Below are 16,955 nucleotides of genomic sequence, written 5' to 3' on the forward strand. Positions count from 1 at the left end.
CTTGCCTTTCCTCGTCCTCTTGGGTTAATATGTATATACATAATTACCGTGTCAAGCGAGGAACCGAATGCTGCTTCATGCCGATCAGGCGTTGCTTCCCGAAGGCTGGGCGCGCGATGTGCGGGTGCGGATCGAGGGTGGGCGGATTGCCGAAGTGCTGCCCGGCGCCGCGCCGCAGGGCGAACGGGTGGCCTGCCTGCTGCCTGCGCCGGCAAACCTTCATTCCCACACGTTCCAGCGTGCCATGGCCGGCATGACCGAGGCGCGCAGCGCCGGGCAGGACAGTTTCTGGACTTGGCGCGCGCTGATGTATCGCTTTCTGGATCGGCTGACGCCCGAAGACGTGCAGGCGATTGCCGCGCAGGTGATGGTCGAGATGGCGGAGGCGGGCTTTGCCTCGGTGGCCGAGTTCCACTACCTGCACCACGCGCCGGACGGCACGCCCTATGCCGACCGGGCCGAGATGGCCGGGCGCATTGCGGCGGCGGCGGCCGAGACCGGGCTGGGGCTGACGCTTCTGCCGGTGATCTATGAACGCGGCGGCTGTGACGGGCGCGCGCTGGGGCCGGGACAGCGGCGGTTCGGCAATGATCCTGATGGATTCGCGGCGCTGATGGCGGCGGCCGAGGGGCTGTTGAAGGTGCTGCCTGGCGATACGGTTCTGGGCGTGGCCCCCCATTCGCTGCGGGCCGTCAGCCCCGGGACGCTGGCGCGGGTGCCCGGCATGACCGCCGGCCCGTTGCACATGCACCTGGCCGAACAGCAGGCCGAGGTGGACGAGGTGCTGGCGGCAACGGGTGCGCGGCCGGTGGAATGGGCGCTGGCAAACCTGCCGCTGGACGGGCGGTGGTGCCTGATCCACTGCACCCAGATGACAGAAGCCGAGACCGCCCGCCTTGCGGCCAGCGGCGCCGTGGCCGGCCTGTGCCCGATCACCGAGGCTAACCTTGGCGACGGCATCTTCCCGGCGACCGGCTGGCGGGCGGCGGGCGGGGCCTGGGGGGTGGGATCGGACAGCAACGTCCTGATTTCGCTGGCCGAGGAATTGCGGGTGCTGGAATATTCGCAACGTCTGCGCGACCGGGCGCGGGCGGTTCTGGCCGAGCCCGGCCTGTCTGTCGGGCGCGTCTTGTGGCAAGAGGCGGCGCAGGGCGGCGCGCAGGCGGCGGGGCGCCGCGCCGGGGCGATTGCCGTGGGGGCCTGGGCCGACCTTCTGGCGCCCGACATGGAGGCGACCGTGCTTTACGGCCGGCAAGGCGATGAGGTGCTGGATGCCTTTGCCTTCTGCGGAACAGCGGGGCTGGTGAACCGGCTGTGGTCGGCGGGGCGGCCGCTGGTGCGCGAGGGGCGGCATGTGTCGCGCGACGGCGTTACCCGCCGTTTCCGCAGCACGCTGGCCGCGCTGAAGGCGCGGGCATGATTCGCGGCTGGGAAGAGCTGCGGGCCGACCTTCTGGCCCGCATCCGGGCGCGGGAATGGCCGCCCGGCGGCCTTGTTCCGGGCGAGGAACAACTGGCCCATGACTATGGCGTGGCCCGGGCCACCGTGAACCGCGCGCTTCAGGCGCTGGCCGAGGCGGGGGTGGTCGAGCGGCGCAAGCGCGCGGGCACGCGGGTGGCCGCCCTGCCGGTGCGCAAGGCGCGTCTCGACATTCCGGTGATCCGGCGCGAAGTCGAGGCGCGGGGACAGGTCTATTCGCATGTCGTGCTGGCACAGCAGGTGGTGGCCTTGCCGGCGGGCCCGGCGGCGCGGATGGGGCTGGCCGCGGGCAGCCCCGCCGTCTGGCTGGAAACGCTGCATCGGGCGGACGGGCAACCCTTCGCCCATGAAACGCGCTGGCTGAACCTTGCCGCGCTGCCAGACCCGGTGCCCGATTTCGGCACGGTGTCGGCCAATGAATGGCTGGTGGCGAACCTGCCCTTCGTCTCGGGCGACATGAGCTTTGCCGCCGAGGCCGCAGGGCCGGCCGAGGCGAGGGCGCTGGAGATCGCCGAAGGCACGCCGCTGATGGTGATCGAACGGTTGACCCAAGGGTTGTCCGGCCCGATCACCTTTGTCCGGCTGTGCCACCCGCCGGGGCATCGCGTCGTGCTCAGCCTTTGAAGCCCAACTGGCGCGAGACGATCCGCGTCAGGCGGCGGTGCAGCCGGGCGGTGCGGTTGCGCAGGTGCATCGCGGCATAGACCGGCTGGGCCAGCACGGGCGCATCTTCCACCAGCCGGAAGCGCCCGCCGGCCACCATGGCGCGCGCGGCCGGGTCCAGCACATAGCCCGCGCCGCCCATGGCTTCGAGCAGCGACACGACGGCGGCCGTCTGGCCGACCGACAGCGGCGCCTCGGACAGGTGCGGCAGGGCTTCGCGATGCGCGCGTTCGAAGGCGGGCGAGAAATGGGCAAAGACCGTCCGGTCGGGCGTGACGCCGGCCAGATGGGCGGTATCGGAGCTGACCATGCGATAGGCCAGTTCCCCCACGGTCTGGAAATACAGGTCCGGGTGTGGTTTCGGCGTGTAGAGCAGCGCGAAATCCAGCGCGCCCGAGACCAGATCAAGGCACATCTGCGCCGAATAATCCGGCTCGATATAGAAGGCCGTCTGCGGCAGGGTGCGGCGAAATTCGGCCACCAGCGGGCCGAGATGGGCCGAGGTCAGGTCGTTCTGGATGCCCATCCGCAGGGTCAGCGCCGCCTCGCCCGAGGGGGCCACGGCGCGGCGGGCGGCGGTCCATTCCTGCCGCAGCATCCGTGCATGGGTTTCGAACCGCAGGCCTTCGGTCGTCAGGTCGGTGCCCGAGCGCGACCGCTGGAACAACCGCGCTTCCAGCGCCTGTTCCAGTGCCTTGACCCGGGCCGAGACGGTGGACTGCGTCACCCCCATGCGGTCGGCGGTGCGGTTGAAGCTCTTGGTTTCGATCAGGTCGAGGAAGGTGTCGATAAGGTCGATCTGCATCCGGTTACCGTTGCGATTGGGGGGTGGGCCGGGGCGCTGCCCCGGACCCCGGGGTATTTGGACCAAGATGAAGCCCTGATCGGATTATCCGATCAATAGGTGGGCTTCAGCCGAATTGAAAGCGGGAAGATTTCATCGCTATTGTTCATTTGAGCAAGGGAGGACCGCATGGCGGAATTTGCAAGCGCGCGGGTGGCGATCATTGGCGGCGGGGCGGTCGGCGTCTCGGCGCTGTATCATCTGGCCAAGGCGGGCTGGCAGGATGCGATCCTTCTGGAAAAGAACGAGCTGACCGCCGGGTCCACCTGGCACGCGGCGGGCAATGTGCCGACGTTTTCGGCAAGCTGGTCGATCATGAACATGCAGCGCTATTCGGCCCAGCTTTACCGTGGCCTGGGCGCGGCGGTGGATTATCCGATGAACTACCATGTCACCGGATCGCTGCGGATCGGCCATACCGCCGACCGGCTGCTGGAATTCAAGCGCGTCGTCGGGATGGGGCGCTATCAGGGCATGGATCTGGCGATCATGGGCCCGGAAGAGATGAGGAAGGTGTATCCCTTCCTTGAAACGCATGACCTGACCGGCGCGCTGTATGACCCCTATGACGGCGACATCGACCCCGCGCAACTGACGCAGGCGCTGGCCAAGGGCGCGCGCCAGATGGGCGCGCGGATCGAACGGTTCTGTCCGGTGACGGCGCTGCGCTGGACGGGGTCGGAATGGATTCTTTCGACGCCGAAGGGCGAGGTGCGGGCGGAATATGTGGTCAATGCCTCGGGCTATTATGCTCGCGAGGTGGGGCGGATGTTCGGCCGCGACATTCCGATGGTGTCGATGAGCCATCAGTACATGCTGTTCGACACGGTGCCGGAAGTGGCCGCCTGGTCGGCCGAGGTGGGCCACAAGCTGCCTCTCTTGCGCGATGTGGACAGCAGCTATTACCTGCGGCAGGAAAAGGGCGGCTTCAACCTGGGGCCTTACGAGCGCCACCCCAAGGCGCATTGGATCACCCCTGATGATCCGTTCCCCGAGGATTTCAGCTTCCAGCTTTATCCCGACGATCTGGACCGGCTGAGCTTCGAGATTGGCGAGGCGATGGGGCGGGTGCCGCTGCTGGAAAAGGCGGCGCTGGTCAAGACCATCAACGGCCCCATCCCCTATACCCCCGATGGCAACCCGCTGATCGGGCCGATGCCCGGCGTGCCCAATGCCTTTGAAGCCTGCGTGTTCACCTTCGGCATCTGTCAGGCCGGGGGGGCGGGCAAGGTGCTGGCCGAATGGGTGACCGAGGGCGCGACCGAATGGGACATGTGGTCCTGCGATCCGCGCCGGTTCACCGGCTTCGAGGACCGCGACTATGCCATCACCAAGGGCATCGAGGTCTATGCCCATGAATATGACATCCTTTACCCCAAGCGGGTCTGGCCCGATGGCCGGATGAAGAAACTGTCGCCGGTGCATGACCGCACCGCGGCGCTGGGGGCGCAATATGGCGCCTATAACGGCTGGGAGCGGGCGTTGTGGTATGCGCGGCCGGGCGACGACACGTCGGAAAAGGCCAGCCACACCTGGGCGCGGCAGGGGCCCTGGGCCGGGGCGATTGCCGAGGAATGTGCGGCGGTGCGCGATGCGGCGGGAATCCTCGATCTGCCGGGATTTTCGCGCTATCGGCTGGCGGGGCCGGGGGCTGCGGACTGGCTGTCGCGCCAGATCACCGGCAAGGTGCCGGGCGTGGGCCGGCTGGGCCTGTGCTATTTCGCCGATGACAAGGGCCGGATCGTGACCGAGATGTCGGCGGCGCGGCTGGCCGAGGATGAGTTCTGGCTGATCACCGCGGCCACGGCGCAAAGTCATGACAGGGAATGGCTGCTGAAGCATCTGGAGCCGGGTCTGACTCTGGTGGACGAGACCGAGGGTTGGTCCACCCAGATCCTGACCGGGCCGAAAGCGCGCGATGTGCTGGCCGGGGTGGCAGAGGCCGATCTGTCGCTGCCTTGGCTGACCTGGCAATGGGCCAGCATCGCCGGGGCGAAGGTCATGCTGATGCGCGTGTCGTTCGCGGGCGAGTTGGGCTGGGAAATCCATTCGCAGGTGGCCGACACCGCAACGGTCTGGGATGCGGTGATGGCGGCGGGGCAGGGCCTCGGGCTGAAACCCTTTGGCATGTATGCGCTGGACAGCCTGCGGCTGGAAAAGGGCTATCGGGCGTGGAAGGGCGATCTGTCCACCGATTACACCGTGCTGACCGGCGGGCTGGGCCGCTTTGTCGACTGGGCAAAGCCCGAATTCCGGGGCCGCGCGGCGCTGGCGGCCGAGAAACAGGCCGGGTCGAAGAAGCAGTTTGCCGTGCTGCGCATCGAGGCCGGGGCCTATGATCCGACCTATATGGCGACCGTCTGGCAGGGCGACCGGATCGTCGGCGAACTGACCTCGGCCGGCTGGGGGCACCGGGTCGGGGCCTGCATCGGCCTTGGCTGCGTGGCGACCGAGGCCGCGGTGCCCGGCACGGCGCTGGAGGTCGAGATCTTTGGCGAGCGCGTGGCGGCGGTGGTGACCGGCGACGGCGCGCTGTGGGACGCGAAGAACGAGCGCATCCGCGCGTGATTGGCCGTGGGCCGGGGGCCAGCCCCCGGACCCCCGGGATATTTTCAGACAGATGAAATGGGCAGGATGATGGTCGGGATTCCCAACAAGGCGCGGGCGGTGGTGATCGGCGGGGGCGTCTCCGGCTGTTCTGTGGCCTATCATCTGGCCAAGGCGGGCTGGACCGATGTGGTGCTGCTGGAACGCAAGCGGCTGACCTGCGGCACCACCTGGCACGCGGCGGGCCTGATCGGGCAGTTGCGCGCCAACCAGAACATGACGCGGCTGGCGAAGTATTCGGCTGAGCTTTACTATCGGCTGGAAGCGGAAACCGGCGTCTCGACCGGCATGAAGCGGGTGGGGTCGATGACGGTCGCGCTGACCGAGGCGCGGATGGAGGAAATCCAGCGTCAGGCCACCATCGCCGGCATCTTCGGGGTCGAGGTGCACCGCATCACCCCCGAGGAGGTGAAGGCGCTGTATCCGCTGCTGAACACCGATGGCGTGGTGGGGGGCGTGCATCTGCCGAATGACGGGCAATGCGATCCGGCCAATATCGCCATGGCGCTGGCCAAGGGCGCGCGGATGGCGGGGGCGACCATTGCCGAAGGGGTGAAGGTGACCCGCGTCACCGAGGGCGCCGCGCCAGGCGGCAACCGCCGGGTGACGGGCGTCGATTACATCGGTCCCGACGGGCCGGGCCATATCGAGGCGGATGTGGTGGTGAACTGCGGCGGCATGTGGGGCCGCGATCTGGCGGCGCAGAACGGGGTGACGGTGCCTCTGCACGCGGCCGAGCACTTCTATCTGGTGACCGAGCCCGTGCCGGGCCTGGGCGACATGCCGGTGCTGCGGCTGGTGGACGAATGTGCCTATTACAAGTCGGACGCCGGCAAGATGATGATCGGCGCCTTTGAACCCAAGGCGAAACCCTGGGGCATGGGCGGCATCCGCGAGGATTTCGAGTTCGACACGTTGCCCGAGGACTGGGAGCATTTCTCGCCCATCCTGGAAATGGCGATGAACCGGATGCCGCTGTTCCAGACCACCGGCATCCACACCTTCTTCAACGGGCCGGAGAGCTTTACCCCCGACGACCGCTATTACCTGGGTCCGGCGCCGGAACTGGGCGGCTACTGGGTGGCGGCGGGGTATAACTCGATCGGGATCATCTCGTCCGGCGGGGCGGGGATGGCGCTGGCCGAATGGATCACGACCGGCGAGCCGCCCTTTGACCTGTGGGATGTGGACATCCGCCGCGCCCAGCCGTTCCAGAAGAACCGCCGCTACCTGAAGGACCGCGTGACCGAGACGCTGGGGCTGCTTTACGCTGACCATTTCCCCTATCGGCAGGTGGAAACCAGCCGTGGGGTGCGGCGGTCGCCGCTGCATGACCATCTGAAGGCGCGCGGCGCGGTCTTTGGCGAGGTGGCGGGCTGGGAGCGCGCCAATTGGTTTGCCAATGAGGGGCAGGAGCGGGAATACCGCTATTCCTGGGGCCGGCAGAACTGGTTTGACAACCAGAAGGCCGAGCATCTGGCGGTGCGCACCGGCGTGGGCCTGTTCGACATGACCAGCTTCGGCAAGATCCGGGTCGAGGGGCGCGATGCGACGGCCTTCCTGAACCGGGTCTGTTCGGCCGAGATGGACGTGGCCGAGGGCCGGGTTGTCTATACCATGCTGCTGAACGACCGTGGCGGGATCGAGGCCGACCTGACCGTCACCCGCCTGTCGGAGCGCGTCTACATGCTGGTGGTGCCGGGGGCGACGCTGCAGCGCAACCTTGCCTGGCTGCGCGCCCATGTCGGCGAGGATTTCGCCACCATCACCGATGTCACGGCCGCCGAGGCGGTGCTGTGCGTGATGGGCCCCAAGGCGCGCGAGTTGATGCAGGCGGTCAGCCCGGACGATTTTTCCAACGCCGCGCATCCCTTCGGCACCGCGCGCGAGATCGAGATCGGCTATGGCATCGCCCGCGCGCAGCGGGTGACCTATGTCGGCGAACTGGGGTGGGAGATCTACCCGAGCGCCGATCAGGCCGCGCATGTGTTCGAGACTCTGGTCGAGGCGGGGGCGGGGCTGGGGCTGAAACTTTGCGGCCTGCACGCGCTGGATTCCTGCCGGATCGAGAAGGCCTATCGCCACTGGGGCCATGACATCACCGATGAGGATCATGTGCTGGAGGCGGGGCTTGGCTTTGCCGTCAGCCGGAAGAAACCCGATTTCTTGGGCCGCGATGCGGTGCTGCGCAAGCAGGATGCCGGGCTGACGCGCCGCCTGTTGCAGTTCCGCCTGAAAGACCCGCAGCCGCTGCTGTTCCACAACGAGGCGGTGGTGCGTGATGGCCGCATCGTCGGGCCGGTGACCAGCGCGAATTATGGTCATTTCCTGGGGGGCGCCATCGGCATGGGCTATGTGCCCTGCGAGGGGCAGTCCGAGGCCGAGGTTCTGGCCTCGACCTATGAGATCGAGGTGGCTGGCCGGCGCCATGCGGCCGAGGCCAGCCTTGTGCCGATGTATGACCCGAAATCCGAACGGGTGCGGCAGTGACGGGGCGCCGGGGTCGCTGACCCCGGAACCCCGAGACCTTTGCAGACAGATGAAAGAGGACAAGATGAGCGACATCGGCGAAGTCTGCGAACCGGCACGGTCCCGGCGGTCTGGCGGCAGGTCGGCACGGGTGGCCATGCGGGCGGCCCCGCTGGCCGAGGACGTGCGGCCGATCCGGGGCGGAATGCCGGGCGGGCGCTACAAGCCGCTGGATGATGCGGGGGTGGCGAAGATCCACGCCTCGGCGCTGGAGGCGCTTGAGGTGATCGGCCTGTCGAACGCGCCCGCGAGCGGGGTGGAAATCCTGACCGGCGCCGGGGCGATTCTGGGCGACGATGGCCGCATCCGGTTTCCCCGCGCGCTGGTCGAGGACATGCTGGCCAAGGCCGGGCGCAACATCACGCTGCACGCCCGCGACCCCAAGCATGACCTGCACCTGTCGGGCAGCAACGTGCATTTCGGCACCGCCGGGGCGGCCGTGCATGTGGTGGACCTTGAGCGGAACGAATACCGCGACAGCACGGCGCAAGATCTGTATGACGCGGCCCGCATCGTGCAGAACCTTGACAATGTTCACTTCTACCAGCGGACCATGGTCTGCCGCGATGTGGTTGACAACAAGGAGATGGACCTCAACACCCTTTATGCCTGCCTTGCCGGCACGTCGAAACATGTCGGCACCAGCATCTTCGATCCGGCCCATGTGGCCGATTGTTTCGAGATGCTGCACATGGTGGCCGGGGGCGAGGACAAGTGGCGCGAACGGCCCTTCGTCAGCAATTCGAACTGCTTTGTCGTGCCGCCGATGAAGTTCGCCGAGGAATCCTGCAAGGTGATGGAGGATTGCATCCGCCGCGGGATGCCGATGCTGCTCTTGTCAGCCGGGCAGGCGGGGGCCACCGCGCCCGCGCCGATTGCGCTGGCCATCGTGCAGGCGGTGGCGGAATGTCTGGCGGGCGTGGTCTATGTCAACGCGATCCGCCCCGGCGCCCCGGCCATCTTCGGCACCTGGCCCTTCGTCAGCGACCTGCGGACCGGCGCCATGTCGGGCGGCAGCGCGGAACAGGCCCTTCTGACCGCCGGTTGCGCCCAGATGCACCGTTTCTATGATCTGCCGGGGGGCGCGGCGAGCGGCATTTCCGACAGCAAGCTGCCCGACATGCAGGCCGGCTGGGAACAGGCGATCACCAATTCGCTGGCCGGTCTTGCCGGGTTGAACATGTGCTATGAGGCGGTCGGGATGCACGCCTCGCTTCTGGGGTTCAGCCTGGAAAGCCTGGTGCTGGGGGATGACATTCTGGGGCAGGTGCTGCGCCTGGTGCGCGGCATCGACGTGACCGAGGATTCCACCAGCATCGAGGCGATGAAAGAGGTCTGCCTGGGCGGCCCGGGGCATTATCTGGGCAGCGACCAGACCCTGCGCCTGATGCAGACGGAATATGTCTATCCCGCCCTTGGCAACCGGATGAGCCCGAAGGAATGGGTCGAGGCGGGCAAGCCGCAGCTTCTGGACAAGGCCATTGCCCGCAAGAACGAAATTCTTGCCAAGGCCGGGTGCATGGTGGACGCTGAGATAGATCGCGCGATCCGCGAACGGTTCAACATCTACTTCAAGTGAGGCGGCCATGATCCCGAAGAACATGACAAAATTCTACATCGACGGCGCCTGGGTCGAACCTTTGTCGAAAGAGCGCGTCGGTGTCGAGAACCCCGCGACCGAAGAGATCGTCTGCGAAGTGGCGCTTGGCAATACGGCCGATGCAGACCGCGCCATCGCCGCCGCCCGCGCCGCCTTTGACGGCTGGACGGTCACGCCGCTGGCCGAGCGGATCGCCCTGGTGAAGCGGATTCTCGAGGTTTACAACGCCCGGGCCGAAGACTTTGCGCAGGCCATGTCCACCGAGATGGGCGCCCCTATCACCTGGGCGCGCGAGGCGCAGGTCTGGGCGGGCCAGGTGCATATCGAAAGCACCATCAAGGCCGCGGAAGAGATGACCTGGGAATACATGCGCGGCGATACCCGCATCGTGCATGAAGGCATCGGCGTCTGCGCGCTGATCACGCCCTGGAACTGGCCGATGAACCAGATCGCCTGCAAGGTGGCCCCGGCGCTGATCGCGGGCTGCACCATGGTGCTGAAGCCCAGCGAGATTGCGCCGCTGTCGGGCGTTCTCTTCGCGGAAGTCTGCCATGAGGCCGGGGTGCCGAAGGGGGTGTTCAACCTGGTGAACGGCACCGGCCCGGGGGTGGGCGCGCATCTCTCGTCGCATCCGCAGGTGGATATGGTCAGCTTCACCGGATCAACCCGCGCCGGCACGGCGGTTGCGGCGGCGGCGGCGCCCACGGTCAAGCGGGTGGCGCAGGAACTGGGTGGCAAGTCGGCCAATATCATCCTGCCCACGGCCGACCTTGAGGCGGCGGTGCGGGGTGGTGTCGAGGGCTGCTTCGGCAATACGGGCCAAAGCTGCGACGCGCCGACCCGGATGTTCGTGCACCGCAGCCAGCATGACGCGGCGCTGGACATTGCGCGGGCCACGGCCGAGGCGGTGGTGGTGGGCGATCCGCAGGACGAAGGCACCACGATGGGGCCGCTGATCAGCCGGTTGCAGTTCGACAAGGTGCAGCGGCTGATCCAGGCCGGCATCGACGAAGGGGCGGTTCTGGTTGCGGGCGGCGTGGGCCGCCCGGCGGGGCTGAACCGGGGCTGGTTCGTGAAGCCCACCATCTTTGGCGGCGTCACCAATGACATGACCATCTCGCGCGAGGAAATCTTCGGGCCGGTGCTGTCGATCCTGCCCTATGATTCGCTGGATGAGGCGATCACCATGGCGAATGACACGCCCTATGGTCTGGCGGCCTATATCGCCGGCCCGGTTGAAGAGGCGCGCCCCGTGGCGCGGCGGCTGCGGGCGGGCACGGTGAACCTGAACTACCCCGCCTGGGACACCTTCGCCCCCTTCGGCGGCTACAAGCAATCCGGCAATGGCCGTGAATATGCCGACTGGGGCATCCATGATTTCTGCGAAGTGAAGGGCATTGTCGGATGGGGGGCGTGAGATACGGCTATGTCGGCCTTGGCAATCTGGGCGGGCATCTGGCCGCCAGCCTGATCCGGGCCGGCCATTCCGTGACCGTCTATGACCGTGACCCGGCGCTGGCCGCCCGGCATCGCGATCTGGGGGCCGGGGTGGCGGGGTCGGTGGCCGAACTGGCGGGGCAGGTGGACCATGTGTTTACCTGCCTGCCGCACCCGGCCGCTTCCGAGGCGGTGCTGGCCGAGTTGATGACCGGCCTGAAACCCGGCGCGACCTGGATCGAGAATTCGACCCTTGGCCGCGATGATGTGCTGCGGCTGGCGGGGCTGGCGCGGACCTGCGGCGTGCGGATGCTGGAGGCGCCGGTGACCGGCGGCGTGCATCTGGCGGCGCGGGGCGAGATCACCGTGCTGGTTGGGGGCGAGCAGGAGCTTTACGACCTGCACCGCCCGGCCTTGCAGGCCATCGGCAGCCGTATCTTCCACATGGGCCCGTTGGGCAGCGCGGCGGTGATCAAGGTCATCACCAATATGCTGGCCTTCATCCATCTGGTCGCCGATGGCGAGGCGCTGATGCTGGCCAAGCGCGGCGGGCTGGACCTCAAGACCGCGTGGGAGGCGATTGCGGCCTCGTCCGGCACCAGCTTCGTGCATGAAACCGAAGGCCAGTTGATCCTGAACGGCAGCTACGACATCGCCTTCACCATGGATCTGGCGCTGAAGGATCTGGGCTTTGCCATGGGGTTTGGCCGCGAATTCGGGGTGCCGCTGGATCTGGCCTCGATCACCAGCCAGACCTTTCTGAAGGGCAAGGCGGTCTATGGCGGGGCGGCGCAATCGACCCAGATCGTCAAGCTCTTGGAAGATGCCCTGGGCACCGACTTGCGGGCCGAGGGGTTCCCGGCGCGGCTGGAGTGAGCGTTGCACGGCAGGGCGGGAATCGGCGAAACAAAATCAAAAGGTTGCGCGGGCGGATGTCGCGCCCGTTAAGGGTTGCGCCCGCGCGTCCGGCGGGGAACAGTCGGGCCAAGTCCGGCCTGTGAACGAGGTTTGCCCATGACCGATTCCCCCGAACAGCGCGTCGCGCGGCTGCTGCATCACCGCAAGGCCGGCTTGCAGCAGGGCGATCCGGTGGTGCCGCCGATCACGGCATCGGCCACCTTTCACCTGCCGCATGTACAGGCGGGCGGTCATTTCTACGGCCGCAACGGCACGCCGACCTGGGATGCGGTCGAGGCGCAGCTTGCGATCCTTGAGGACGCCGAGACGGTCAGCTTTCCCAGCGGCATGGCGGCCATTGCGGCGGCGCTGTTTGCCACGCTCAAGGCTGGCGACAGGCTGGTGATCCCTTCGGATGGCTATTACGTCACCCGCGTGCTGTCGGAGGGGTTCCTGAAACCGCTGGGGGTGACGGTCAGCCCCTTGCCGACACGCGATTATGCGACGGCGGATTTCACCGGCGTTGCCGTGGTCTATCTGGAAACGCCGTCCAATCCGGGGCTTGATGTGGTGGACATCGCCGCCGTGGCCGCGCGGGCGCGGGCGGCGGGCGCTGTGGTGATTGCCGACAACACCACGATGACGCCGCTGTTGCAGCGACCGCTGGATCTGGGCTGCGATCTGGTGGTGGCGGCGGATACCAAGGCACCGGCCGGACATTCGGATGTGCTGTTCGGCCATGTGGCGGGCCGGGACGCGGCGCTGATGTCGCGGGTGCGCGACTGGCGACGGATGGCGGGGGCGATTCCGGGGCCGTTCGAGGCGTTCCTGGTGCATCGCGGGCTTGAGACGCTGGAACTGCGGCTGTCGCGGATGTGTGCCTCGGCGCAGGTGATTGCCGAACGGCTGGCCGCGCATCCGGCGGTAACCGGGTTGCGGTTCCCGGGTCTGCCGGGCGATGCCTCTTATGCGGTGGCGCGGCGGCAGATGGTGAATGGCGGGTTCCTGATCAGCTTCGAGCTGGCCGATGCGGCGGCGGCCGAGGGGTTCCTGTCGCGCTGCCCGCTGATCGCGCAGACCACCAGCTTTGGCGGCACCCATACGGCCGGCGAACGCCGGGCCCGCTGGGGCGATGCGGTTGCCGAAGGCTTCGTGCGCCTGTCGGTCGGGATCGAGCCGGTCGAGGTGCTGTGGTCGGCCATGGCGGCGGCGCTGGAGGGGTAGGGGACGCGGCCCTTGCCATGGTGGCGGCCATCGCCGCCGCCACAGCGTCCCGGTGCCCCTTGCCAGCCGGGTGCCCCAAGCACCCGGCCAGCGCCCGCCCCGCCCATGGCGGGCGCTTCTCGCCCGCCGGGGCAGGCGCCGGCCTCTGTCTTGTCTTGCGGAAACGGTCTTGCGGATGTGTGGTGCCATGGGCGGGGAAACGCGGGTCGCGTTTCCATTTCCGCCCAGCCCGGCGGTGTGCTGCCGCTGTCACACCGCCTGTTTCCACCCCGCGCGGCGGGGCACGCGCACGGCGATCATCGGTTTCAGCCAGGGCGAACGGAAACGGTCAAGGTCCAGCGCCTCATGCACGCCGGTGGTTTCCTCGCCGAACAGCCGCGTTGTCACCTGTGAGCGGGAATAGAACGGCGCATCCAGCATTGGGGCGGCCTGCCGGGGCGTGAAGCCCGGATCGGCGCGGGTTTCGCGATGTACCCGCCAGCCCGAGGGCTTGAACGGGGTCAGCGGCGGCGGGTCGATCTGGTTCACCGTGCCATCGGCCAGAACCTCGACCCCCAGCGCCAGCGTGCTGCCGTCGCGGCGGGTGGCGTCGTAGAAGCACAGCGCCCGGTCCTTCATCGGGAAGCGGCCCCAGGTCCAGAAGCTGAAATCGGCCTCCAGCGCGGCCTGGCCGGTATTGGCGTCGAAATAGCCGTGCCCTTCCCAGCGGTGGCCGGGCGAGATGTCCACCTTGATCCGCGCCGTCGGGGCGAAGGGCCGCCAGGTGTGGCGCCCGTCCGGTGTCAGCAGCACTTCGGTCGAGGTCACCGCCTGCGGCGTCAGGGTGATGGTCCCGCGCACCGGCCCCACCTTGGGCAAGGCGCCGATCTCGTTCACCTCGACCACCAGTTCGCGCCCTGTCCAGGTCATGGACGAAGGGCCGATGGTCAGGCGGTGGTCTTCCTGCCGCAACGCGGCACGCCCCCGGTCGGTCATGGTGAACCGGCCGGAGGGGCCATAGGTTGCCACGTTCAGGCAGACGTGGTTCTGCGGCGAGGCGCGTCCCGCCCAGGCGTACCAGGGCGAGAACACCGAGCCGATGAAGGCGATTACCGAGACGGCGCGCTGCCCGTCGTCGGAGACGCCGTCGAGGTACCACCAGGCGTAGCCGTCGGGCGCGACGTACGGACGGAACCAAGGTCCGAGACCATCGCGTCGGCCGCGAACTTCCCGGAGCGGGTTGCCATCGGCACCCCCGCCCCCGGATGCGCCCCGCCGCCCGCCAGATACAGGCCCTTCAACTGGCTGCGGGCCTGCGGCTTGGCGAAGGCCGCCAATGTCCCTTCCGGGCTGCGGCCGTAGATCGCCCCCTGGCTGGCCGGAAACAGCTCTTCCAGCGTGGTCGGCGTGGTCAGCATGTTCGCGCCCGGCGGCGGGTCGAAGGTCAGACCCATCTCGGCCAGTTTCGGGAAGGTTCTCAGCGCACATGCCTTGGCCTCATCAGGTTCGACGTGCCCAGCCGGGGCGTTGACGATGATTTCGAACCGTTCCAGCGCGCGCGGCGGCTTGCCGATGGCGCGATCCTCGGCGCAGACGTAAAGCGTCGGGTCGTCCTGCGGCTTGCCCGACAGCAGCGGGTCGAACTCGGCCTCGGGGCGTTTCGAGAAGAACAGGTTGTGATGCCCCAGCTTCGCGGCCAGCGGCCCCTTGGGGGTGGCCGCAAAGGCCCAGACCTGCGCCGACAGGCTGCGCGGCCCCACCGCCTTGGGCGGCACGGCGTTCTTGACCTGCGGGCCAAGGTAGCCTTCGGCCAGCGCGGCCGGGTCACCGTTGAAGATCACGGCCTTTCCGGTCAGCGTCTCGCCCGTTTCCAGGGTCACCGACATGGTGTTGTCGGTCGGGTCGCGTTCGATCTTGCTGGCCTTGGTGCCATAGCGGAACGTCACGCCGTTGCGTTGGGCCAGTTTGGCTACCGCCTTGGCCAGCGCCGACATGCCGCCGTCGATTCCCCAGACGCCATTGGCCTCGGCCTGCCAGATCAGTGACATGACGGCCGGCGTCTTCTGCGGACGGCCGCCGACATAGGTGGCGTAGCGTCCGAAAAGCTGGATCAGGCGCGGGTCCTTGAAATGCGCCTTCAGCAGCGAGGGAAGCGAGCGGCCGGGCACCAGTGCCGACCACAGCTTGGGCGACTTGAGCGCCGCCTTGGCGACCGAGGGGATCTCGGGGCTGGACGACTGCATGACGGGGGCGCGGAAGGTTTTGTAAAGCCCCGAGGTGAGTTGATAGAACTTGCGGAAGCCCGAAGCCTCGTCCTCGCCGGCGAACTTCTTGATGGCTTTCTCGGTCATGTCCGGGTCGGCGAACAGGTCGAGCGTCGATCCGTCGGGCCAGAAGTGCCGCGCCAGAACGGTTTGCGGCACCAGCCGGACGTGATCGTCCAGCTTTTCGCCGAAGCGTTCGAACAGTTCGTCGAATTCGTTGCGGAAGGTCAGGACGGTGGGTCCGGTGTCAACCGGGCCTGCCACGGTGCGCAGGGTGCGGGCTTTGCCGCCGGGGGCATCGGCCGCCTCGACGACGGTCACGTTCCAGCCCCTTGAGCGCGCGGAAAGGGCAGCGGCGAGGCCACCAAATCCGGCGCCGATGATGATGACGCGAGGGATGTTTTCCATGGCCCCGAGTCTAGGCAAGGGGGCTGTGTTGTCTATAGCGAATTACATGTGTGTGTAAGTTTTGATTTACACTTCCGGCCTTCAGGTGCACAGTGAGCGCCATTCGGCCGAGGCGGCCTGAGAGAGGTGGTCATGGGGATTTCCGAGCGGATCGAAGCGGCGATGGCAGCGGCCATCCGGCTGGGTCAGGGGCAGGGGGAAGCCCCCGCCAGATTGGCGCAAGCCTTGGATTATGCTGTAACTCCTGGCGGTGCGCGCATCCGTCCGACCATCTGCCTGTCGGTCGCGCTGGCCTGCGGAGACGACCGCCCCGCGCTGTCGGATGCGGCCGCGGTGGCACTGGAACTGATCCATTGCGGCAGCCTGGTTCACGATGATCTGCCCTGCTTTGACGACGCCGACATCCGCCGCGGCAAAGCGACGCTGCACCGCGCCTACAGCGAGCCGCTGGCCGTTCTGGCGGGTGACAGCCTGATCACGCTGGCCTTCGAAGTGCTGGCCCGCGCGGGGGGTGTTGCCCCCGACCGCGCGTTGCGGCTGGTGACGGAACTGGCGCAGCGCACCGGGATGCCGGGCGGGATCTGTGCCGGGCAGGGCTGGGAGTCGGAACCGAAGGTCGATCTGGCCGCCTATCACCGGGCCAAGACCGGCGCGCTGTTCATTGCGGCCACGCGCATGGGCGCGCTGGCGGCGGGGCAAGACCCCGAGGCCTGGGAAGAGCTGGGCGACCGGATCGGTGCCGCCTTCCAGGTGGCCGACGATCTGAAGGATGCGCTGGAAAGCCCCGAATCCATCGGCAAGCCCGCCGGGCAGGACGTGGCCCATGGCCGCCCCAATGCCGTGACGGAAATGGGCGTGGCCGGGGCGATTGCCCATCTGAAGGACATTCTGTCCGGGGCCATCGCCTCGATCCCGGCCTGTCCGGGCGAGGCGATGCTGGCCGGCATGGTGCGCGCCTATGCCGAACGCATGACGCCCGTTCACCACCGGACGGCCGCAAGGTGAGTGACCGCGCGCTTCCGGC

The 16,955-nt window shown here is 67.7% G+C and carries 12 protein-coding genes; 9 read left to right on the plus strand and 3 right to left on the minus strand.

All coding sequences use genetic code 11. The features are described from left to right. Window positions 1–67: 67 nt before the first annotated feature. Together B6K69_RS00120 and B6K69_RS00125 are read left to right on the plus strand one after the other, a co-directional pair. Window positions 68–1,420 (plus strand): formimidoylglutamate deiminase, encoded by a 1,353-nt coding sequence (locus B6K69_RS00120; protein ID WP_108642351.1) that lies wholly within the window; start codon window positions 68–70, stop codon window positions 1,418–1,420. Continuing rightward, entirely contained in the window at window positions 1,417–2,103 is a 687-nt protein-coding gene (locus B6K69_RS00125) for a GntR family transcriptional regulator (RefSeq protein WP_108642352.1), read from the plus strand. Before B6K69_RS00120 ends, B6K69_RS00125 begins: the two co-directional genes overlap by 4 nt. Here B6K69_RS00125 and B6K69_RS00130 read toward each other — a convergent pair. After that, a complete protein-coding gene (locus B6K69_RS00130; protein WP_108642353.1) occupies window positions 2,093–2,947 on the minus strand; it encodes a LysR family transcriptional regulator in 855 nt (284 codons plus the stop codon). The two genes, B6K69_RS00125 and B6K69_RS00130, sit on opposite strands and share 11 nt — an antisense overlap. Window positions 2,948–3,115: 168 nt before the next feature. On the opposite strand from B6K69_RS00130, the gene B6K69_RS00135 reads away from it, so the two are divergent. The 6 genes from B6K69_RS00135 (at window position 3,116) to B6K69_RS00160 (ending at window position 13,280) form a co-directional block, all read left to right on the plus strand. Further along, on the plus strand, window positions 3,116–5,554 hold the full coding sequence (locus B6K69_RS00135; RefSeq protein ID WP_108642354.1) for a GcvT family protein: 2,439 nt from the start codon (window positions 3,116–3,118) through the stop codon (window positions 5,552–5,554). Between the two features lie 69 nt (window positions 5,555–5,623). Next, a complete protein-coding gene (locus tag B6K69_RS00140; RefSeq protein WP_206340550.1) occupies window positions 5,624–8,083 on the plus strand; it encodes a GcvT family protein in 2,460 nt (819 codons plus the stop codon). A gap of 64 nt (window positions 8,084–8,147) precedes the next feature. After that, on the plus strand, window positions 8,148–9,701 hold the full coding sequence (locus tag B6K69_RS00145) for a trimethylamine methyltransferase family protein (RefSeq protein ID WP_108644697.1): 1,554 nt from the start codon (window positions 8,148–8,150) through the stop codon (window positions 9,699–9,701). 7 nt (window positions 9,702–9,708) lie between these two features. Next, complete coding sequence (locus B6K69_RS00150; protein ID WP_108642355.1) at window positions 9,709–11,139, plus strand: aldehyde dehydrogenase family protein; 1,431 nt, start codon at window positions 9,709–9,711, stop codon at window positions 11,137–11,139. Next, window positions 11,127–12,035 carry an NAD(P)-dependent oxidoreductase gene (locus tag B6K69_RS00155; RefSeq protein ID WP_181318216.1) on the plus strand — a complete coding sequence of 303 codons (909 nt, stop codon included), beginning with the start codon at window positions 11,127–11,129 and terminating at the stop codon, window positions 12,033–12,035. Before B6K69_RS00150 ends, B6K69_RS00155 begins: the two co-directional genes overlap by 13 nt. A 138-nt stretch (window positions 12,036–12,173) precedes the next feature. Next, window positions 12,174–13,280: a cystathionine gamma-lyase gene (locus B6K69_RS00160; protein ID WP_108642356.1), complete on the plus strand. Its 1,107-nt coding sequence runs from the start codon at window positions 12,174–12,176 to the stop codon at window positions 13,278–13,280. Between the two features lie 249 nt (window positions 13,281–13,529). On the opposite strand, the gene crtC is transcribed toward B6K69_RS00160, so the two are convergent. Together crtC and crtD are read right to left on the minus strand one after the other, a co-directional pair. After that, the gene (crtC, locus tag B6K69_RS00165) at window positions 13,530–14,351 is read right to left on the minus strand and encodes a carotenoid 1,2-hydratase (RefSeq protein ID WP_269467321.1); all 822 of its coding nucleotides are present in this window, start codon (window positions 14,349–14,351) and stop codon (window positions 13,530–13,532) included. Window positions 14,352–14,368: 17 nt separating this feature from the next. After that, window positions 14,369–15,931, minus strand: coding sequence for a 1-hydroxycarotenoid 3,4-desaturase CrtD (gene crtD, locus B6K69_RS00170; protein WP_107672943.1), 1,563 nt, complete (start codon window positions 15,929–15,931; stop codon window positions 14,369–14,371). 132 nt (window positions 15,932–16,063) lie between these two features. Between crtD and B6K69_RS00175 the strand changes: the two genes are divergently transcribed. After that, window positions 16,064–16,936, plus strand: a complete 873-nt coding sequence (locus B6K69_RS00175; protein WP_164681846.1) for a polyprenyl synthetase family protein — start codon at window positions 16,064–16,066, stop codon at window positions 16,934–16,936. Window positions 16,937–16,955 lie beyond the last annotated feature (19 nt).

Origin of the sequence: Pseudogemmobacter blasticus (genome assembly GCF_003071405.1) — a bacterium.
In the GTDB taxonomy this organism is placed as follows: Bacteria; Pseudomonadota; Alphaproteobacteria; order Rhodobacterales; family Rhodobacteraceae; genus Pseudogemmobacter; species Pseudogemmobacter blasticus.